Consider the following 20389-nt stretch of genomic DNA (forward strand, 5'->3'; position numbering starts at 1 on the left):
CTGTTCCAAGGCTTGTTCGCCCTCCCCCTGTTCGTCCCCGTACCGCCTGTGGCCTGTGCCGTGCGATGTGGTCCGTCGCGACGGTCCGGGGTCTTCACCGCCAGAGTATGGCCACGGGAAACACCAACCACACTGTTTCCACCGGGATCTTGTTCGGATCGGGACCTGCGGCGGTTCCACGGGCACGGCGAAGACCCCCTCCCCTGTGGGTCCGTGGGTCCGGGAGGCCGTGACGCCATGACCGCCGAGGACCTTCGAGGACCGTCGAGCCCGGCTCCTTCCGGAACACGCCGTCGGCACCGGCCCGGTTCCACGGCGGGCCGGGCCCGCCGTCAACACCGCCCCCGTAGGTCCCCCGTACGTTCCTCGTAGCCCGGACCGCCGGTAGCACCCGCACCTCCCGTACTGCCCGCACTGAGCGTGCGCGGAGTCCGAGCCGCCTTCGTAACAGCCCTCGTACAGCCGTCAGTTGAGCAGCCAAAGCCCCTTGGCCCCGGTCGCCAGCCCGCCCGCGAGCGCGAGCCCCAGAACGATGCGGCGCGCCCCCTTCTCGGGGGTACGGGCGGCGAGCAGATGACCCAGCACGATGCCCGCGCCCATGGTCACGGCGACCAGCAGCCAGGCGGGGCCGCTCAGCCGGGGCGGGCCCTTGGCGACGGCGGACATGAAGTTGACGACGAGCCCGTAGAACTGCGCGTTGGGCACGAACTCCCCTGCCGTCCAGCCCGCGTTGACGGCATAGAGGGAGAGCGCGGGACCGCCCGTACCGGCGGCGGAGTTCATGAATCCGCTGGCCGCCCCCGCCGCCACGGCCCCTCCCCTGCCGTGCAGCGCCTTGAGGCGTGCACCGCAGATCACCAGCAGCACCGCGACCGTGATGAGCGCCCCGAAGCCGGTCAGCAGCACCGGTTCCGGAAGGCGCAGCGCGAGCCACGCGCCGAGCGGCACGGTGAGGGCGGCGGCAGCGACGAGGGGGATCATCGTGCGCAGATGCACATGCGACCAGCTCGTCGCGAGGCCCGCGATGCCGATGACGACTCCCGCGCAGTTGACGAGTGCGACGCCCTGCACCGGCCCCATCAGCAGCACCAGACCCGGTGAGGCGAGCAGCCCGAAGCCGATGCCCGCCATCCGCTGCACTGAGGACCCGAGCAGCACCGTGCCGCCGAGCAGGGCGAGGAAGGGCCAGCCGCTGAGCATCCTTCGAACCTAGACGCCCGGCCGCGGAGACTGGAGGGGCCGACCACGGATTCCCTTCCGGAGTGCGGAAGTTCACATCCGACAGTCGAAGTTCAGCCGCCGAGCGGCCAGATGTGCGGCCCGTCCGGATCGTCCAGCCATGCCCACTGTGCGCCGTCCCGGACGGTCACGCCGTAGCGCTCCCGTTCCGGGCGCCCGGACGTACGCCACAACTCGTACACGTCGTACGGCCCGGCCGAACCGCCCGCGAGACCGAGAAGGAAGTGGAAGGAGTCCTGCCGCTGAGCGTGCCTCGGCACTCCGCGCAATGCCGCCCCGGGCTCGGCCGTCCCGGTCCCGCCACCACCCGTCCCGGTCCCGATACCGATGGCGGCGGCCCCGGTTCCGATACCGGGGGCGGCGGGTCCGGCCCCCGAGGTGCCCTCGTCCCCGGTGCCGCTCACGCCACCGCCGCGCAGCGGCACGAAGAAGGCCGGCGTGGGCAGGAACCGGCCCTGACCGGACCCCGGCCCCTCCACACGCAGCGCCAACAGCCCCGTGGCCAGCGGCGCGAGAATCAGCGCCCCCGGTACGCACTGCGCGAGCCACGCCACGGGCAGCGCCGGGACCTCACACGTGGCGATCACACGGTCGTACGGCGCGTGCGCGGGCACCCCCAGCGCGCCGTCGCCGGTGACGACCCGCGGCCGGTACCCGGCTGCGGCCAGATGCTCCTTGGCAGCGCTGGTGATCGCCGGATCGAGGTCGACGCTCACGACGTGATCGCTGCCCAGACGGTGCGACAGCAGCGCCGCGTTGTAACCCGAACCGGTGCCGATCTCCAGCACACGCATGCCGTCCCGTACTTCGAGGGCCTCCAGCATGCGTGCCATCAGCGACGGCTGACTGCTGGAGGAGAGCAGCTCGCCGTCGCGCACCCGCGTGGCCAGGGGAGCGTCGTCGTAGACGCCCTCCAGCCAGCGCTGCCGCCGCCGCGGATCGGGGTCCTCACGCCACAGCCGCTCACGGCCGCCTCCGGTGACGGCCACGTAGTAGTACGGCACGAAGAGTTCACGCGGCACCTCCGCGAAGGCCGCCTGCCAGGCGGGATCTGCGAGCGCGCCGCCGGCGGCGATCTGGCGCATGAGATCCGGAGCACCTGGCATGCCTCCACTGTGCTGCGGTGAAGCCGCACACGCGAGGCCTGAAGGTGACGTTCCGCCGCTAGCCTCCCGCCATGACCGAGAAAGCGATCAAGGCCGAGGGGCTGCGCAAGCGCTACGGGGAGACCAAGGCCGTCGACGGGGTCTCCTTCGAAGTGGAGCGTGGCGAGTTCTACGGAATCCTCGGTCCCAACGGGGCGGGCAAGACCACGACCCTCGAAATCGTCGAGGGGCTGCGGGAACCCGACGAAGGCAGCGCACATCTGCTGGGCGAGGCGTCCTGGCCGCGCAATCCGGCGCTGCTGCACCGGATAGGCGTGCAGTTGCAGGCGTCGGCGTTCTTCGAACGGCTCAGCGCCCGCGAGCAGATACTCACCTTCGCCTCCCTCTACGGCGTCGGAAGCGCACGCGCCGACGAGATGCTGGAGACCGTCGGCCTCACCGACAAGCGCGGCACACGGGAGAACAAGCTCTCGGGCGGACAGGCGCAGCGGCTGTCCATAGCCTGCGCCCTCGTACACGATCCGGAGCTGGTCTTCCTCGACGAGCCCACCACCGGCCTGGACCCCCAGGCCCGCCGCAATCTGTGGGATCTGCTGCGGACGATCAACTCCGAGGGCCGCACCGTCGTGCTGACGACGCACTACATGGACGAGGCCGAGACGCTGTGCGACCGCGTCGCCGTCATGGACGAGGGCCGCATCCTGCGCGTGGGCGCCCCCGCGCAGCTCGTCGAGGAGCTCGGGGTGCGGTCGCTGGAGGATGTCTTCCTCCAGCTCACGGGGAGGGAGTACCGGGAATGAAGAGCTTCATGAGCCTCTCCCGTGCCATGGCGCTGGGGCTGCTGCGAGACCGTGCCGCCGTCTTCTTCATGCTCGTCTTCCCGTTGATGTTCCTGGCTCTCTTCGGCGCCCTCTTCGACGACGACTCCACGGCACAGGCGAAGATCGTCCAGGTCGGCGACGTCGAGATCCTCGACGACATCCCCGACAAGGAACGGGCGGGGCTGCGCGACGTGCTGAGCATCGAGAAGACCGACGGCTCGTCCGCCGCCCGCGCCGAAGCACTGAGGAAGGTACGCGAGGGCGACACCGACGCGGCCGTGTTCCAGGACGGAAAGGGCCGGATCGCGCTGCGCTACTCGGCCGCCGACGCGGTGCGCTCCGGCAACGTACGCGGCGTCGTCGACTCCGTCGTACAACAGGCCAACCAGGAGGCCACGGGCCGGCCGCCCGCGTACCGCCTGACGGCGCAGCGCGTCGAGGACGAGTCGGTCAAGCCCATTCAGTTCCTCACCCCCGGGCTGCTGAGCTGGGCCGTGGCGATGGGCGGGATATTCGGGTCGGCTCTCAACCTCGTGAGCTGGCGCAAGAAGCGGATCCTGCGGCGGCTGTGGCTGGCGCCCGTGAGTCCCGGCTCGGTGGTCGCGGCACGCGTCGGCGTGAACCTCGCCCTCGCCTTCGCGCAGACCGCCGTCTTCATCGGGCTGGCCACCCTCCCCTTGTACGGGCTCCAGCTCTCCGGGAACTGGTGGCTGTGCCTGCCGCTGGTGGCCTGCGGCACGCTGGCCTTCATGTCGATCGGCCTGCTCATAGGCTCGTGGGCCAAGACGGAGGAGGCCGCGAACGGCCTCGCGCAGATCATCGTCCTGCCCATGGCCTTCCTCTCGGGGGCCTTCTTTCCGCTGGAGAACGCGCCGGGGTGGGTGCGTGCCGTCTCGGACTACCTGCCGCTCAAGCATCTCGCGGAGGCGATGCAGGCCGTACTGAGCAGGGGCGAGAGCTGGGGAGCCGCGCTGCCGGTGATGGGCGGGCTGGTGCTGTTCGCGGCAGTCGTCACGCTGATCGCCTCGCGTCTCTTCCGCTGGGACGACGCGTAGGGGGCGGCGGGGCGACCGCGCGCGACGGCGGCTGTCGCGGGACCGGGGGAGAGAGTTGGGAGGCGGGGCGGCGGGAAAGCCCGGGTCGGTGACCGGGTGGCCAGGATTCGGTGACCGGGGGCCAGGAGCCCGGGCCGGGGGCCGGGAGGCCGGGAGGCCGACGGCTGAAGGGGGCGCGGAGGCATCTGCGACCATGGGAGGCGTGATGGAGATTCCACGCGGCAGCTTGCAGACGGAGACCTTCTATGAGCAGGTCGGAGGCGAGGAGACCTTCCGGCGGCTCGTCCACCGCTTCTACGAGGGTGTCGCCGAGGATCCGGTGCTGCGGCCCATGTACCCGGAGGAGGACCTCGGCCCCGCCGAGGAGCGGCTGACGCTCTTCCTCATGCAGTACTGGGGCGGCCCCCGCACCTACAGCGACCAGCGGGGCCATCCCCGACTGCGCATGCGGCACGTTCCGTTCAAGGTCGACCGTGCCGCCCACGACGCGTGGCTGAAGCACATGAGGGACGCCGTCGACAGCCTGGAGCTGGCGCCCGAGCACGAACAGCAGCTCTGGAACTACCTGGTGTACGCCGCGGGCTCCATGGTCAACTCCCCCGACTGACCGCACCGTTGACCATCCGCGTCGAGTACGGCCCCCGTTCGGCATCCCGTGGACTCCCGGTACGAACGGGGGCGCGGCAGGCGAACGGCCCGGCGCGGCGCCCGGTCAGACCGGAGTGACGCTCAGCCCCGGCCCCTTGCCCGCACCGCTGCGTACCACCACCGAACCAGCCGGGGCGCGCAGCCGCAGCCACACCCCCGCCCTCAGCAGCTTCAACTGCCCCTCGCCCGACAGGAATCCGAGCGCGTGAGCGGCGTGCGCCGCCCGCAGCGGCAGCCTCGTCCTGCCCAGCGGGCGCGACCAGATCTCCTCGGCGAGCGCGTCGAGCTTCTCCCGGGTGCGTTCCTGCGGCCCCAACTTCTCGGCACGCTCACGGAATTCACCGATGGCCGCGGCCGCGACGGCCCGTACCGCGTCCGCGGGCACCTCGCCGAACGCCTCCCAGCCACCGCGCGGCGGCAGCATCCCCGCCCACGGCGGGCCCGTCACCGACGCGGGCACCGTGAACGCCTCCGCCGACTCGTCGACGCCTTCGAGGAGTTCGCCCGCCGAGACGGTGACGTCGACCTCGGCGTCCGCAGGCTCCAGCAGGCGTGCCGTGCGCACCGCGAGCACTTCGAAGCGCGCCGGCTTGGCGAAGATCCCCACCACCCCGCCGCCGGCCTGGATGCGTACCGCGGCGGCCTTCTCCCAGCGCAGCAGCCGCTGGAGGAAGGCGTCGAGCCCCGCGGCCTCGCCCGGGTCAGCGAAAACGAGGCGGGGCTGCCGCGCTGTCATCGAAGTAGTCCTCCAGGAAGGCCCGTTCACCGGCGGTGAGCCGGCGCGGGCGCTCCTTCTTCAGGTCGTAGGGGACGATCACGGTCTCAGCCCGCACATAGACCTTCCCCCCGTCCTTGATCTCGTAAGTGAGGGTGACCGAGGCCGCGTTGAGCTTCGTCACCCATGTCTCCACGGTGACCGGCTCATAGCGGTGGAAGAGCGGACGCAGATAGTCGATCTCGTGCCGGGCCACCACCGCGCCGGTCTTGAACGGCGGCTCGTCCTCGGAACCGTCCTCGGACGAGCCCACCGCCTCGCCCGCCACCCTGAACATGAAGTCGATACGCGCCTCCTCCAGATAACGGAGGTGGACGACGTTGTTGACGTGCCCGTAGGCGTCCATGTCCGACCAGCGCAGCGGGCATCGGTATATGTGACGCACGTGAACCGACCAGCCGCCTCAGCCGCGGGTGAGCTTCTTGTACGTGGCGCGGTGCGGGCGCGCGGCGTCCGGGCCCAGTCGCTCGATCTTGTTCTTCTCGTACGCCTCGAAGTTGCCCTCGAACCAGAACCACTTGGAGTCGCCCTCGTACGCGAGGATGTGCGTCGCCACACGGTCGAGGAACCAGCGGTCGTGGGAGACGACCACGGCGCAGCCGGGGAAGTCCAGCAGGGCGTTCTCCAGGGAGGAGAGCGTCTCGACGTCGAGGTCGTTGGTCGGCTCGTCGAGCAGGAGCAGATTGCCGCCCTGCTTGAGGGTGAGCGCGAGGTTCAGCCGATTGCGCTCGCCGCCGGAGAGGACGCCCGCGGGCTTCTGCTGGTCCGGGCCCTTGAAGCCGAACGCCGACACATAGGCACGCGAAGGCATCTCGACCTGGCCGACGTTGATGTAGTCGAGCTCGTCGGAGACGACCGCCCACAGCGTCTTCTTGCCGTCGATGTTCGCGCGGCTCTGGTCGACGTAGGAGATCTTCACGGAGTCGCCGACCTTGATGACGCCCGAGTCGGGCTCCTCCAGGCCCTGGATCATCTTGAACAGGGTCGTCTTGCCCGCGCCGTTCGGCCCGATCACGCCGACGATGCCGTTGCGCGGCAGCGTGAAGGAGAGGTCGTCGATGAGGACCTTGTCGCCGAACGCCTTGTTGAGGTGCTCGACCTCCACGACGACGTTGCCCAGGCGCGGACCCGGCGGAATCTGGATCTCCTCGAAGTCCAGCTTCCGGGTCTTCTCGGCCTCGGCGGCCATCTCCTCGTAACGGGTCAGCCTCGCACGGGACTTGGCCTGACGGCCCTTGGCGTTGGAGCGGACCCACTCCAGTTCGTCCTTGAGTCGCTTGGCGCGCTTGGCGTCCTTCTGGCCCTCGACCTTCAGGCGTGCGCGCTTCTTCTCCAGGTACGTGGAGTAGTTGCCCTCGTAGCCGATGGCACGGCCGCGGTCCAGCTCCATGATCCAGCCGGCGACGTTGTCGAGGAAGTACCTGTCGTGGGTGATGGCGACGACGGTGCCGGGGTACTGCGCGAGGTGCTGCTCCAGCCACTGGACGGACTCGGCGTCCAGGTGGTTGGTGGGCTCGTCGAGGAGCAGCAGGTCGGGCTGCTCCAGCAGCAGCTTGCACAGCGCCACGCGGCGCCGCTCACCGCCGGACAGCGTCGTGACGGGCCAGTCGCCGGGCGGGCAGCCCAGTGCGTCCATGGCCTGTTCGAGCTGCGACTCCAGGTCCCATGCGTTGAGGTGGTCGAGCTGCTCCTGGAGCTTGCCCATCTCCTCCATCAGCTCGTCCGTGTAGTCGGTCGCCATCTGCTCGGCGATCTCGTTGAAACGGTCGAGCTTGCCCTTGGTCTCCGCGACACCGGCCTCGACGTTCGCCAGCACGGTCTTCGACTCGTCCAGCGGCGGCTCCTGGAGCAGGATGCCGACGCTGTAGCCGGGGGCGAGCTGGGCGTCGCCGTTGGAGGGCTGGTCGAGCCCGGCCATGATGCGCAGCACCGTCGACTTGCCGGCGCCGTTCGGTCCCACGACACCGATCTTCGCGCCGGGCAGGAAGCTCAGGGTGACGTCGTCGAGGATCACCTTGTCTCCGTGCGCCTTGCGCGCCTTGCGAAGGGTGTAGATGTACTCAGCCAAGAGGAACCGTCCGGCAGTCAGTAGGTTTCGGAGCGCGGCTGCGCCGCATGGGCAGACCACACCATCTTGCCGCACCGGGCGCCCGACTCCGAAACGGGGCGGAGCGCCTGCCCGCCGCGGACACCGCGTGCAGAGGGCGGTCTCCGCGCCACGTGCGCCGGTTGTGTCCGACGCCGCTTCCACCGGGGCTCGTTGGTGCGGCTCGACGTGCGGTGCGGCTCGATCAGTGCGACCTGATCAGTGCAGCTCGATCAGTGGGACCGGGTCAACGCAATAAAGCGCCTTCACCCTCCTTGAACGCCGCCGTCGTCCGGATTCTTCCTGCGTACGAAGAGCACTGCCATCGCGCCGAGCACCACCAGGCCGACGGCGGTGCCCGCTATCAGCGGGGTGCCGGGCGCCCCCGTCTCGGCCAGGTCGCCGGTCTCGGCGACGGCAGCCGCATCGGCCGCGCCGCTGCCGCCCACCGTTGCCGTACGGAGCGTGACGTCCCCCTCGTCGTCTTCGGCTTCCGTGACGGGCATGGCACTCCGCGTGGCGCAGTCCAGTACGCCGGTGAAGGACTTCTCCAGGCCGTGCGGCCCGGTGAGCGGGATCCGGTACGCCTGGTCCTCGTGCACGGGGACCATGAACGTCCGGCTGTCCGCCGCGTCGACCGCGTGCTCCCTGCCTCCGAGGCGGAATCGGAAGGGCCGGTCCCCGGCGTTGGAGACGGTCAGGCCGACGCCCTGCCTGGCGCAGTTCTTCTCCGCCTTCACCGCGGGTATGGCCCCGTCCGCGGCCCAGTTGACGTCCGCCGTCGCGGAGACCATGGACCTGCTGGACCCGGCAAGGATCTGCGCCTGGCTCCTTGCGTGGCCGCCCACGCCGGTGAAGGCACGGCCCACCGGCACCTTCGTGGCCGCCTGCACCGTGAGCGAGGCCGCCCCCGCCCGGCGCCCGCCGGGCACGTCGAAGTAGAGCCTGGCGCCGTCGCGTACCGACGTCGCCCGCTTACCGTCCCGGCCCACGATCCGTGCGTGCGGCGACCCGGAGCCCGGTGTCTGGGAGACGGCCACGCCGGGAGCGGTCGTACGCACCGTGAAGGGCCCGAGTGCGCTGCCGCTCCTTCGCGGGAGCGCCACGGGGTCGAGCGACAGCGAGGCACGGGGCTCAGCCATCCGCCGGGCTGACCGCTCCAGGTGGTCGGCCAGCCGCTCTGCGGCGGGATCGGCCGCCTCGACGCGCACGGCGCCGCCACCTCCGGCGCCGCCCCTGCGCGCGGACCGGCCGTCCGTGAAGCGCCAGATCGCGACCTGGGTGCCCGCGGCGGCCGTCCGGGGTGACAGCTTCCCGGAGCGGGCCGTCTTCGCGAGCGCCTGCAAGTCGTCGACCTGCGGATAGGAGTGCCGGAGTATCCAGAGGATCTTCCCGGCCTCGGGGTTGTCGTGCAGCGAGGTACGGCCCCAGTCCGTCTCCCCGTAACGCGCGTGCCGCTGCGTGGGGTTGTCCACGTCGAGGCCGTAGGTCTGGAGTCTGCCGCCTCCGTCGACCGCCATCTCGAAGAGACCGGCGCCGGTGGTCAGCGCCTCGCCGCCCTCGTGGACGACGGCCTGCCTGTACGTCTTGAGCCCGTCCAGGGTGGCCGTGGCGCCGCCCTGCCGTGACGGCTCGTCATCGCTCGCCGCATAGGCGGGAGTCGCCGTGGCGGTCACACCCGCCGCGAACAGAACGGTGGCCAGCGACGCGACGGCCAGACGTCGCGCCGCACGTGCGGCCGTGTGCCCGCTCACGGCGGTCACGGTCCCGCGGACAAACCTCATGAATTTCCCCTCCGGGCGGCACAGGCACGGCAGTTGAGAGGTCACGCACGTGACCTGATGCCGTGTCGCGCTGTCCCGCCGCCGAACACCGAACCCCCGTAGCCACGCGGGGGATCGTAAGGAGCGGAAGCGCCCTGATCCCCGCCGATCCGGCCGTTCAAGCGTTCCGACTCACAATCGTTATCAGCGAATCCGGCGGACCGGGACGATCAAGGCCCGCCCGACTGACCTGGAACCTTGGCCTCCGCACCCGCCCGTACGGGCTTGCCGGTGCCTGGTGGTGCAGCCGTCTTCGTAACGCCGTCGTCCCCCTGCCCGCTCGCTGTCAGGCCCCGGCGTGCGGGAGACACCCTTACGAACGCGGAGGTGCCGCGCGAGAGATCGTGTCCGACGGACGATGCCGACAGCTCTGCGCCGAAGTACTGCTGCTGTCCGTCGCGGACGGGCTCGCGGATGCGCAACCTGCCGGTGACGATGACCGGTTCGCCGAGCGTCACCGACGAGGCGACGTTCTCCGCGAGCGCCCGACGCGTCCACACCGTGAAGAAGTTCGTGCCGACGTCGGACCACATGCGCTCCTGCGCGTCGAACCGCCGCATCGTGCTCGCGAGCCGGAATCTCGCCAGCGGCACCCCCGCCGCCGTCGTGCTGAACTCCACCCGCGTCGCGACGTTCCCCACGACCGTCACATGCGTCTCGTACATCACGCCCCCTGTTCTCCGCCCGCGGGTCCCCGTACGCGCCCGCCGGCATCGGTCGTCCACGGTGCTCGCGCACCGCGTGGACACCACCTTGCCGCGATCACGGAAAACCCGCTGCGAGCTGTGGACTACGAAGGCGTTGTGGACAACTCCGCCACCCACGAGAGGGGTTCGGAAGCACTCTTCCCGACTTGAGCCCCGGGCCAACGCCCGGACCCGGCCCCCCGGCTCCCGCTCCCGATCCCGATCCCGATCCCGCTAAGGCGACGAGGTGCCGCCCGCCGCGGTCACGTACTGCTCGCGCACCTCCCGGTAACGCAGCAACTCCCCGGCCACCGGCTCCAGTACGTGCACCTGTCCGCACCCCGCGACCAGCCGCCGCAGCCGCCGCTCCTCACGCCGCCCGTACTCCGCCGCGGGCCCGCGGGCGGCGAACCGGCAGCCCCACGCCAGCAGCGAAGCCCCGAGCACACCCCCGATGAGCAGTGCCACACCGGCCCACTCCGGGACGAGTCTCACCCCGAGGGTCGCGCTCAGCACACAGCCCGCGCCCGCCGACTGGACCACGAGCAGGAGGAGTTGGCCCACCAGCGCGAGGTTCCACCAGAACGGGCGCTTCAACGCGGGCCCGTTCACCGGCCCGTTCACCGGCGTACGCTCCGAACGGGCGCCGGCGCCTTCGAAGTTCGTGCCTTCCGCCGCCCTGCCCATGCCCTCGGAGGACGCCGCCTCGGAGCGGCAGCCCTCCGGCTCCGTGCCGTGGCGCAGCGCCTCGTCCAGTGCCTCGGGCAGCCCTGCGGCACCGCGCCACGCGGCGTCGCGTACGGACCGTCGCCATGACTCGGGAAGGCCGGCGGCGGCCTGGTCCACGACGGTGCGCACCGCGTGTGCCACCACCGGCCGGGCGACCCGCGGACCGGAGTCCTCGCGGCCACCGGAGGTCCCGGCAACCGCGGCTGCGGGCGCGGACGCTGACACGGACACGGGTTCCGGCGCGAGCACGGACTGTGAACCAGCCGGGCGGCCCTCGTCGCCGTCAGCGTCGAACACCTCGGCCGCCCCGCCGCCGGGCGGTGCACCAGCAGGCAGAGCATCGACGGGCAGATCAGCGGCGGCGTCCCGCGCCCCGGCCCCGTCACCCTGTTCCGCGTCCAACTCCAGGTCCGCCCCGGCGTATTCGTCATCGACCGCGGCCGTTCGCCCCGCGGCCTGCTTACGCGAGCGCCGCTCCTCGTACCAGTGCTGAAGCTGCGCCCAGGGCGTTCCGCAGGCCCGCTCCGCGTGCCGTAGCCAGGCGCGTTCGGCGGCGTGTCCCGCGGCGACCGCGCCCGCCGCCTCCGCCAGCCGGCCCGAGAACGCCTCTCGTACGTCCTCGGTGAGTCCCGTCGGGGCGCTCGCGGCCGTCGCCCGTCCCGGGGTGACGTACTCCGGCCGCAGCCGCTCCACCACCACGTCCAGATCGGCGCTCAGCCGCAGCGAGGCGGCGCGGCGTTCGGCCACGAACCCGGCGAGTTCGGTGCGCAGTTCGTCGATGCCCTCGCCCACCAGCGCGGAGGTGGCCATGACGCGCGCTCCCGGCTCCCCGTGCTCGCCCAGGGCCATGCCGTCCTCGTCCAGGAGCCGCCGCAGGTCGTTCAGTACGGCCACGGTCGCGTCGCCCGGCAGCCTGTCGGTCTGGTTGAGGACGATGAACGTCACCTCGGCGTATCCGGCGAGCGGCCGCAGATAGCGCTCGTGCAGCACCGCGTCCGCGTACTTCTCGGGGTCGACCACCCACACCACCGCGTCGACCAGGCGCAGCAGCCGTTCCACCTGCTCTCGGTGGCCTTCGGCGGCCGAGTCGTGGTCGGGCAGGTCGATGAGTACGAGGCCCTCCAGTTCGCTGCGTGCGCCCTCGTCGATACGGCCTCGCCAGTTCGACTCCGGGCGCATCAGGCGCCGGGTGGACGCGGGAATCCCGAGGCGGTCGAGAAGCGCGTCGGCGGGCCCGGCGCCGGGGACCTCCCAGGAGCAGGCGACCGGTGTCGCGGTCGTGGGCCTGCGCATTCCGGCCTGTGAGAGCCGCGTACCGGCGAGGGCGTTGAACAGCGAGGACTTGCCGCTGCCCGTCGCTCCGGCGATGGCCACCGTCGTGTAGCGGCGGGAGAGCCGCTCGCGTGCGTCGGCCGCCTCCAGTACGCGGTCCGCCTCGGCGAGGACGCTTCTCGGCAGGCGGCTTCTCGACAGATCGACAAGTCGTCGCAGGGCGACCACGCGGCGGCCGAGCGCGTTCTCCTCGCCGAACGTCTCGTCCTCGTAGGGCTCCCGGGGGTGGGGCGTACCGGTCGACGGCCACCCCGTCAGGGCGGGCTGGTCAGGCAACTTGCCCCGCAGCGACGGCTGTTGACCGCTGCCGTCCGGCGCGGGGCAGGGCCCGTCCGGCGCGTCCGCCGTGTCGTACGGAACCTGCGGCCCGAAGTCCGCTCCCCACAGCGCGGCGGCCCTCGACCGGCCCTGCCGTCCGCCAGGCGCCGAGGCTCCGCGGGCGCGGCGGGCGATCAGACCGTCGTCCCAAGCGCCTTCGCCGCCGGCGTCGGAGGCCTCGGCGGACTCGGCACTCCCGCCGGCGTCACCGGGCTCGCCGGGCTCGCGGGAATCGCCCTCGTCGCCGTGATCGCGGACGTCATGGGCCTCATGCGCCTCGGTCGTACCCGCGGCATTCTCCACGGAGGCGTCAGGCTCCCCGTTCCGCCGGTCCGCCACGTGCTGGGCCACGGCCTCCGACTCCCCGCCGTGCTCCGCGGGTTGGGCGCCGCGGTCGGCATGTTCCTCATCGCACGTACCGTCGGTCCGGACATCCGCTGTGGACACTGCGGTCACCTCTCCGTCTGCGACTGCGAATGGGACTGGGACTGCGACTGCGACGACTTCTGTGCGCCGGGCCCGGACAGCGGCCCCGAGAGCGCCGACGCCTCCGCCTTGCGCAGCACCGACAGCGCGGCGATCAGATCGACCTGCGGGTCCGGTGCGGTCTCCAGCTCGTCCAGGGGCGCGAGGCGCGTGTCCCGCTCCCCGTAGAGCGCACGCTCGACGTAGGTGGCCAGCAGCCTCACACCGCACTCACGCAGCCGCCGCGCGCTCGGCTCGCCGAAGGCGGACGCCAGGCTGCGGTAGGCGTCCGCCGCGTTCCCGCCGCCCACCAGCGCCGTGGCGAGCATCGCTGCCGCCTCCTCCGCGTCGCGCCCGAACCCGTGGTCGACAGCGCGTGCTTCCTCCTCGGTCAGCTCCTCCAGGCAGCGGCGCCAGCGCCGTACGAGCAGATTCATACGGGCGCGTCCGTCGTCGGCGGCGTCGGCGCCCGCCCGACTGCCCTTCTCCGCACGGCCGGTGGCGATCTCGGTGATCTCCGCGCCGGGCCGGGCGGGGTCGCGGCGCCATGCCTCGGCCACGCGTTCGTCGGCCGCCGCCACGGAGGAGGCGAGCAGCGTGGTCAGCCCGGTCTCGTAGGCGTCCAGCACCTCCTCGGCGCGGCTGTCGACGGGAAAGCCGCGCCAGAGCGCATGCGCGTCGCCTGCGAGCAGTTCACCCATGGCGATGTGCCGCCGGACCCTTGCGCGGGCCTCCTCGTACGCCTCCTCGATGTGTCCCGTAAGCCGAAGCGCCGCGGCGTGCTGTGCGGCGGAGGCGTTGGCGAGGGCGGTGACGCGGGAGCGCAGCGAGGCGAGCGCGCCTACGGCGGTACGGCGTCCGGCCACGGCACGTGCCGCCGGGTCGAGCGCCCGCTGCGTGAGCCAGTTGCGCAGGCCCGCTACGGCGGTCGCCGGCAGCAGCCCCGATCCGCCTGCGGACTCCGGGAGTTCGGGAACCGTGAAGCGCGGCACGTCGGCGAGGCCCTCGCGGATCAGCAGCGAACCGTACTGCCTTGCAACGTCGGAGGCGATCTGGTGCGGCACGCGGTCCAGCACGGTGACGAGCGTGACGTCGTACTCCCGTGCCGTACGCAGCAGGTTCCAGGGCACCGCGTCCGCGTAGCGCGCGGCGGTGGTCACCAGCACCCAGATGTCGGCGGCGCAGAGGAGTTCGGCCGCGAGATCGCGGTTGGAGGCGACGAGCGAGTCGACGTCGGGGGCGTCGAGCAGGGCGAGTCCGGGCGAGAGCGCGGTGTCGGTCTCGATGCGCAGCGCGCGTTCGGCCGGTTCCTCGTCACGGGCGTCGGCGCCGAGCAACTCCTCGGCGGCGCATCCCTGTACGTCGTCGTCGGACGCGGGCGCGGGCACTTCCTGACGGGGCATCCACACCCGGCCAAGGCGCGGCAGTACGCGCTCGCCCTTGAACCAGTGCTCGTCCTCGGGGTGGCAGACGAGGACCGGCGTACGGGTCGTGGGGCGAAGCACTCCGGCCTCGCTGACCCTGCGCCCCACAAGGGAGTTGACGAGTGTCGACTTCCCGGCGCCGGTCGAGCCGCCGACCACCGCGAGCAGCGGGGCCTTGGGCGCGCGCAGCCGCGGAATGAGGTAGTCGTCGAGCTGGGCGAGCAGTTCGTCGCGCGAGAGGCGTGCGCGGTGGGCGCCCGGCAGCGGCAACGGAAAGCGTGCGGCGGCGACGCCTTCGCGGACCGCCGAGAGTGCGTCTAGCAGTTCAGGCCGTACGTTCAAGATCGCCACATGCGCAGAATGCCCAAATTCGGCATGTTTTTGAAGCGTATCCACGGCTCTGCGGGGCGAAAACAATCGGTTTCGGGCGCGAATGGAGCCATTCGCGCCATGTGACCCACAGGTCGAACCCGTCCCCGCCGAGACAGCCATAACGACTGAGCAACACCCGCGCGGCTCGCGGCGAAAACCGCTGCACGAATCGCACCGGCCTGCGATTATCGGGAGCGCTTCACTGAACCTCCACATGGCGTCGCGGACGTGAAGCACACAGCGCCAGCCACGGGGACCCCTATCCTTGACCGCGCCACGGTCACCCGGAGGCCCGCCCGAATCCTCCGCGACCGAGACCGGCCCCCGTAGCTCAGTGGATAGAGCAGGCGCCTTCTAAGCGCTTGGCCGCAGGTTCGAGTCCTGCCGGGGGCGCTTACGATCGCCGTTCTCTACGCACGTAGAGGGCGGCGTTTCCGCGAGCGGCCGCCGGCTTGGGACGGGGCCCGGGTCGCGCATGAGAACGCGGTCCGCCGGACGGTGACGTCGGCCGATTACGACCGCAGCCGTCTTCGGCGAGACCGGTCGCGGAGCGGCATGTCGGTGGCACTTACACAATCTCGGGGCGTGCGCCATGATCGGGACCTGACAAGACCATCAGGCGACCCAGGGGGAATCACGATGTTCAAAGCGAGATCCGGTTCGGGGCTTTCCCGGCGCGGACTGCTCAAGGCGGGAGGCGCGACCGTCCTCGCCGCCGGAGCGGGCGGTGCGCTGACCGTCGGCGAGGCGTCCGCGGCCGTGCCCGCGTCGAAGCGGTTCGACCTGTCCACGCCCTCGTACGACGTGTTCCGTAAGGCGCTGCTGCACGAGAAGCACCACGCGATGCAGGGCATGGCGTTCGACCCCGGGAACGGGCACCTGTTCATCTCCCAGGTGCGGGACGGCAGTTCGGGCGACGACCTGTGCATCAACCGGCTCGACGGTTCCGGGAAGGTCACCGGCACCATGCACCTCGACAACGCCGGTCACGGTGTGTCGATCGGCGTGGAGCCGAACGGGAAGGACTCGTTCGTGTGGGTCGAGTGCGACTCCGACGCGAACGACGACAGCGGCCGTGGCACCGCACTGGCCCGGTTCAAGTTCGTCGACGGGGAGGCCCCGTCCGGGGTGAAGAAGTTCTTCACCGGCAGCAAGACCATCACCTGTGCCACCGACCCGGTCAACAAGCGCATCCTGGTCCGCCGCAAGGAGTCGGGCAGGTTCATCTACCGGCTGTACGACTTCGCCGGCATGGACGTCGAGAACGGCACGTTCACCGACGAGCTGGCGAAGATCAGCCAGCCGAAGCTCGGCGACGGCTCGGTGACGTTCCAGGGCTACGCCGTGTTCGGCAGCTACCTCTACACACTGGACGGCGAGGGCCACGCCGACCCCGCCGACATCGACTCGTTCGTGACGGCCACCGATCTCAACACCGGCAAGGTCGTCGAGCGGTTCCTCACCAAGGCCGGCAAGTCGCTGGTGTTCCGCGAGCCGGAAGGCATGGCGGTGACCCGGACTTCCGGCGGCGAGGTCCGTCTCTGCCTCGGATTCGCCTCCCGCACGAGCATCGGCGACATCGACCGGTACGCCAACGTCTTCCAAAAGAACGTCCTCGTCTGACCGCCGCCCGCGGCCCGGCCGCACCGAAGATTCCGGATCGCGTCCACCCCGCCCGAAGCGGGGTGGACGCCCGGCCGGGGCGGCAGGTGTGCGCGGTCAGGGGCACAGGGGGTGAGGAGGGCCTTGATGGCGCGGCGCTCGTCCATCGCCCTGTAGCCCTCGGCGACCTGTTCCAGAGGCAGGGTCAGATCGAAGACCCTGCCCGGGTCGATCCGGCCCGACAGGACCAGGTCGATCAGGTCGGGCAGGTAGCGGCGCACGGGGGCGGGGCCGCCGCGCAGCGCGACGTGGGAGAACAGCTCCTGTCCTTCGACGGCCTCGTGTGGGACGCCGACGAAGCCGACGTTGCCGCCCGGCCGTGCCGAACGGAGGGCCTGACGCATGGCTTCGGCGGTGCCCACGCACTCCAGCACCGCGTCGGCGCCTATGCCTCCGGTGAGGTCCTTGACGCGTGCGACGCCGTCCTCGCCGCGCTCGGCGACGACATCGGTCGCGCCGAACTCGCGGGCGAGCTTCTGCCGCGGCTCGTGGCGGCTCATGGCGACGATCCGCTCCGCGCCCTGCTGCCTGGCGGCGATCGCCCCGCACAGCCCCACCGCGCCGTCGCCGACGACCACGGCGGTTGAGCCGGGCCTGACTTCGGCGGCGAGGGCCGCGTACCAGCCGGTGCCCATCACGTCCGTGACGGCCAGCAGGCCGGGCAGGAACTCGTCTGCCGGGTGCCCGTCGGTGGCGACCAGCGTGCCCTGGGCGTCGGGGATACGTACGTAGTCGGCCTGGCAGGTGCTCAGGAACGCGCGGTGCAGGCAGCTCGACTGCCAGCCGTTACGGCAGTTCGCGCAGGTGTCGTCCGAGGGTGACTCGCTGCCCGCGCGAAACGCGGTTTCCCTGGACGTCGGGCACCGCAGTCGGCGAGGCACCTTCGCCCTGTTCGCCCCGCCCTGTGCTGCGCGGTCAGCCGTCCAGGCCGCAGATCGCCTCGACGGTGAGCTGGTGTATCCGCACCATGTCGAGGTAGTCGGAGATCCGCACCCGCTCGTCCGGCATCGTGTTGTACTTCCCGCCCGGTCCGCACACCAGGCCCGGCATCCCCGCGGCGTGCTGAAGCAGCGAGGCGTCGCTGCCGTAGAAGCAGTACGGGCGGACGGCGCCGGTCGGCTGTTCCTCGCCGCGGACGGTGCGGTACGCGGCGTTCACCGCGGCGACGACCTGTCCGTCCGGGTCGGCGAAGAACGGCTGGTCCATGGTCGGACCGTCGCCGTCGGCGCGGGTGACCTCGGCGCGCACCCCCGGGTGGCGGCCGCAGACCCGAGCGCCGCGTGGACCACGGCCTGCTGCCCGCGATCGTCTCCGTTTGCGCACAGGCCGGCTTCGTACCCCGGATTCGCTACGAGGCGCTGGGGACGCCGCTGGTGCTGGGGCTGGTCGCGGCGGGGGACGGCGTGGCGCTGGTGTCGGCCGCCGTCGCACGCGGGCCGCACCGAGGCGTGCGCTTCGCCCGGATCAGTACGCCGCGGGCCGTCTCGCCGATCCTGCTCGCCTGGCGCCGTGGCATCCCGGACGAACTGGCGCACCAGCTCGCGGACTTGCTGCATCGGGCCGCACGCGACGTGGACGGCGCGGAGGGTGCCGAGCGCGCGGAGGGTGCCGACCGCGCGGAGGGCGAGCCCCCAGGCGGGACGTGATCGCGGCGGCTTCCGCGCGTCCGTGAGTTCACGGCCGGGAGCCGGACGTGCCCTTCGGCGGGGCCTGCCTCCCGCCGGTCTCGTCCCTCTCGCCGGTCTCGTCCCTCTCGCCGGACTCACCCCTCGCGGCGGTCTCATCCGTCTCGGCGGTCCCGCCGCGGTCACCGCTCTCGTCGGGGTCACCCCTCTCGTCGCGGTCGGCGGTCGGGATTCCGCCCGTGCGGCCGGGTGCGTCGATCAGCCGTCGCCAGGTGTCCGCACGCCAGTCGCCGCCGTCGAGGACGCCGATACGCCGGCCCTCGGAGTCCCAGCGCAGCAGGCCCCAGCCGTTGCCCTCTCCGTTCTCGTGCCAGCCGACGAGCGGCCAGTAGGCGAAGTCGGCGTCAGACTCGACGAGGAAGTCGACGAAGTTGCGGAACCAGGCACGCGGTTTCTCCTCCGTCTCCTCCGGGCCGCCGATCCCGAACTCGCTTATCCAGACCGGCGCTTGGAAGTCCTGGTCCTGCTCCAGGGCGACGTAGAAGGCCTGCCGCCGCAGTACGCCGAACAGCTCGTCCCGTGTGAAGTCGCGGTAGCGGGGGTCGGAGGTCTCGCCGATGCCGGTGGCGCCGCTGTGGTTGGGCCCGGTGTAGTCGTAGAAGTGGGCGGAGTAGACGAGCTTTCCGGGGCGTACGAGCTTGTGCGAGAGCTGCCGTACGGGTTCGAGGGTGGGGCGGCCGTGGGGAAGGCCGTCGACGGGGAGCCCGGTCCAGTTGATGCCCTCGACGACGATCAGCAGGTCCGGGTTCGCCTCCTGGAGGATGCGGTCGCCCAGGTGCTGGGACGCGGCGAACCAGTCGTGCTCGTCGCCCAGGCCCCAGTTCGGGTCGTCGAGGGCCGAGCGGCGCACCTCGTTGTAGAGGTCCGCACCGACGACGCGGGGGTCGTTCGCATAGCGGCGGGCCATGAACAGCCAGTCGTCCTCCCAGGCGGCGGTCGTCTGGGAGGTGTTCCAGCGCTCGTTGCCGTCGACGCCGCAGCACCAACGCGTGGTGTTGGTGTGGTTGTTGAGGATCACGGCGAAGCCGGCGTCGGTGAGGGCGTGTACGGCGGCGTCGTAGACCTGTAGCGGCGTCTTGCCCTTCAGGGAGGGGTTTGCCGCCACCGAGGCGTCCGTGACGGGGCGTTCGTCGTGGATCATCTCGTTGGAGAAGGGCAACCGGATGCTGTTCAGGCCGAGTTGGCGGAAGCCGTCGACGATCTCCGTCATCGGCACCCGGTCCAGGCCCAGCGGCATACGGCCCGACACCTCGCCCGCATGGTTGTTCGCGGGGTCGTCCGGGTCTCCGCTGCCGGTCCAAGTGCCGCTCGCGCCATGCCAGTTGCCCGACTTGAGCTTGAAGCGGTCACCGTCGGCGTCGACGATGTAGCGGCCCCTGGTGCTCAGCGGCGGCTTCCAGTCCCCGGGTGCCTCGGCGGCGGCTTGCGGTGCCTCGCTCGGCTGGGCCTGCTTCCCGGCGTCCTTTCCCGCCATGGGGCGGGAGGCCGAAGGGTCGGCCGCCGCGCGGGGTGCGGCCGTAAGGCCCGCGGGCAGAGCGAGTACGACGGCGGTGAGCACGGTGAGCACGGATCTGAACACGGACGTCTTCACAGTCACACGCTTCCCATGAGAACCACCCTCCATCCACACCGGAGGCGTCCGACTCGCCCCCGGGGGCTCCGACTGGCCTCACAGCCAAGGCAGTTGGGGCGGGCTCCCCCGGCAACGGGGCACCATGGCACCGGGCCCCACCGCCGTGTCCGGCATCGCCGCGAGCGCCGTGGGCGTCCGGCGTAGTCTCGTCCCATGCGTGACCTGGTGCCGTTCCTCATCACGGCGGCGGCACTCGCCGCGGTCATGGCGGGCTTCGCCTGGCTGGCCGCCCGCGTCCGCCGCAGGGGCCTCGCCGGTACGGCCGTACGTGCGGCGCTGGCCTCGTACGACGAGGCGTTCCGTACGACGGCGCACGAGTCGCACTACGAGATCCAGGCGCAGGCGGAACGGAAGGTCCCGGCACCGTCGCCCGACGGGCGCTGGACCCGGCAGCGCCCGGAGGGCCCGGTCGGGGAGCGCATCCGTCGGCCCCTCAGCCCGGCGCCGCGAGGACTGCGGCGAGTCTTCGGCCGGTGGTTCGGCCGCCGGGCCCGCCGCTCGTGACGCACTGCCCCGACGCGTCCCCCGTA

16 protein-coding genes, 1 tRNA gene and 2 pseudogenes are annotated in these 20389 nt (G+C 71.5%); 7 read left to right on the top strand and 12 right to left on the bottom strand.

Features of this window, described 5'->3' with window-relative positions:
• Positions 1 to 465: 465 nt before the first annotated feature.
• Both MMA15_RS07780 and MMA15_RS07785 read right to left on the bottom strand, forming a co-directional pair.
• Complete coding sequence (locus tag MMA15_RS07780) at positions 466 to 1200, bottom strand: sulfite exporter TauE/SafE family protein (protein WP_241058406.1); 735 nt, start codon at positions 1198 to 1200, stop codon at positions 466 to 468.
• A 92-nt stretch (positions 1201 to 1292) separates the two neighbouring features.
• On the bottom strand, positions 1293 to 2345 hold the full coding sequence (locus tag MMA15_RS07785) for a methyltransferase domain-containing protein (RefSeq protein ID WP_241058407.1): 1053 nt from the start codon (positions 2343 to 2345) through the stop codon (positions 1293 to 1295).
• Between the two features lie 71 nt (positions 2346 to 2416).
• On the opposite strand from MMA15_RS07785, the gene MMA15_RS07790 reads away from it, so the two are divergent.
• The 3 genes from MMA15_RS07790 to MMA15_RS07800 all read left to right on the top strand — a co-directional run bounded on the left by MMA15_RS07790 (position 2417) and on the right by MMA15_RS07800 (position 4828).
• Positions 2417 to 3145: an ABC transporter ATP-binding protein gene (locus MMA15_RS07790; protein ID WP_241058408.1), complete on the top strand. Its 729-nt coding sequence runs from the start codon at positions 2417 to 2419 to the stop codon at positions 3143 to 3145.
• Positions 3142 to 4221 carry an ABC transporter permease gene (locus tag MMA15_RS07795; protein WP_241058409.1) on the top strand — a complete coding sequence of 360 codons (1080 nt, stop codon included), beginning with the start codon at positions 3142 to 3144 and terminating at the stop codon, positions 4219 to 4221. Before MMA15_RS07790 ends, MMA15_RS07795 begins: the two co-directional genes overlap by 4 nt.
• 205 nt (positions 4222 to 4426) lie before the next feature.
• The gene (locus MMA15_RS07800; RefSeq protein WP_241058410.1) at positions 4427 to 4828 is read left to right on the top strand and encodes a globin; all 402 of its coding nucleotides are present in this window, start codon (positions 4427 to 4429) and stop codon (positions 4826 to 4828) included.
• Between the two features lie 105 nt (positions 4829 to 4933).
• Here the strand turns inward: MMA15_RS07800 and MMA15_RS07805 are convergent, their stop codons facing one another.
• The 7 genes from MMA15_RS07805 to MMA15_RS07835 all read right to left on the bottom strand — a co-directional run bounded on the left by MMA15_RS07805 (position 4934) and on the right by MMA15_RS07835 (position 14858).
• Positions 4934 to 5605: a DUF8185 domain-containing protein gene (locus tag MMA15_RS07805; RefSeq protein ID WP_241058411.1), complete on the bottom strand. Its 672-nt coding sequence runs from the start codon at positions 5603 to 5605 to the stop codon at positions 4934 to 4936.
• A complete protein-coding gene (locus MMA15_RS07810; RefSeq protein WP_372498205.1) occupies positions 5571 to 6029 on the bottom strand; it encodes an acyl-CoA thioesterase in 459 nt (152 codons plus the stop codon). The genes MMA15_RS07805 and MMA15_RS07810 overlap by 35 nt, the downstream gene beginning before the upstream one ends.
• Before the next feature lie 18 nt (positions 6030 to 6047).
• Positions 6048 to 7712, bottom strand: a complete 1665-nt coding sequence (gene ettA, locus MMA15_RS07815; protein WP_241058412.1) for an energy-dependent translational throttle protein EttA — start codon at positions 7710 to 7712, stop codon at positions 6048 to 6050.
• Between the two features lie 284 nt (positions 7713 to 7996).
• Entirely contained in the window at positions 7997 to 9484 is a 1488-nt protein-coding gene (locus MMA15_RS07820; RefSeq protein ID WP_308290524.1) for a TQXA domain-containing protein, read from the bottom strand.
• A 239-nt stretch (positions 9485 to 9723) separates the two neighbouring features.
• Positions 9724 to 10218 carry a single-stranded DNA-binding protein gene (locus tag MMA15_RS07825; RefSeq protein WP_241058414.1) on the bottom strand — a complete coding sequence of 165 codons (495 nt, stop codon included), beginning with the start codon at positions 10216 to 10218 and terminating at the stop codon, positions 9724 to 9726.
• Between the two features lie 255 nt (positions 10219 to 10473).
• On the bottom strand, positions 10474 to 12969 hold the full coding sequence (locus MMA15_RS07830; protein WP_241058415.1) for a GTPase: 2496 nt from the start codon (positions 12967 to 12969) through the stop codon (positions 10474 to 10476).
• A gap of 101 nt (positions 12970 to 13070) precedes the next feature.
• Positions 13071 to 14858: a dynamin family protein gene (locus MMA15_RS07835; RefSeq protein WP_241058416.1), complete on the bottom strand. Its 1788-nt coding sequence runs from the start codon at positions 14856 to 14858 to the stop codon at positions 13071 to 13073.
• A gap of 341 nt (positions 14859 to 15199) precedes the next feature.
• Here MMA15_RS07835 and MMA15_RS07840 point away from each other — a divergent pair.
• Both MMA15_RS07840 and MMA15_RS07845 read left to right on the top strand, forming a co-directional pair.
• Positions 15200 to 15272, top strand: a tRNA-Arg gene (locus MMA15_RS07840).
• A gap of 246 nt (positions 15273 to 15518) precedes the next feature.
• Positions 15519 to 16502, top strand: a complete 984-nt coding sequence (locus MMA15_RS07845) for a phage baseplate protein (protein WP_241058417.1) — start codon at positions 15519 to 15521, stop codon at positions 16500 to 16502.
• Between the two features lie 107 nt (positions 16503 to 16609).
• Here the strand turns inward: MMA15_RS07845 and MMA15_RS07850 are convergent.
• Positions 16610 to 17371, bottom strand: a pseudogene (locus MMA15_RS07850) (zinc-binding dehydrogenase); the annotation flags it as partial.
• An 85-nt stretch (positions 17372 to 17456) separates the two neighbouring features.
• Positions 17457 to 17747, bottom strand: coding sequence for a M20/M25/M40 family metallo-hydrolase (locus tag MMA15_RS07855; protein ID WP_241058418.1), 291 nt, complete (start codon positions 17745 to 17747; stop codon positions 17457 to 17459).
• Positions 17748 to 17821: 74 nt separating this feature from the next.
• Here MMA15_RS07855 and MMA15_RS07860 point away from each other — a divergent pair, with 74 nt between their 5' ends.
• Positions 17822 to 18187 (top strand): LysR substrate-binding domain-containing protein, encoded by a 366-nt coding sequence (locus MMA15_RS07860; protein ID WP_241058419.1) that lies wholly within the window; start codon positions 17822 to 17824, stop codon positions 18185 to 18187.
• 196 nt (positions 18188 to 18383) lie between these two features.
• Here the strand turns inward: MMA15_RS07860 and MMA15_RS07865 are convergent.
• A pseudogene (locus MMA15_RS07865) lies at positions 18384 to 19850 on the bottom strand (glycoside hydrolase family 5 protein); the annotation flags it as partial.
• Between the two features lie 162 nt (positions 19851 to 20012).
• On the opposite strand from MMA15_RS07865, the gene MMA15_RS07870 reads away from it, so the two are divergent.
• Positions 20013 to 20363, top strand: a complete 351-nt coding sequence (locus MMA15_RS07870; RefSeq protein WP_241058420.1) for a hypothetical protein — start codon at positions 20013 to 20015, stop codon at positions 20361 to 20363.
• The last annotated feature ends 26 nt before the right edge of the window (positions 20364 to 20389 follow it).

This window comes from Streptomyces marispadix, from assembly GCF_022524345.1.
Taxonomy (GTDB): Bacteria; Actinomycetota; Actinomycetes; order Streptomycetales; family Streptomycetaceae; genus Streptomyces; species Streptomyces marispadix.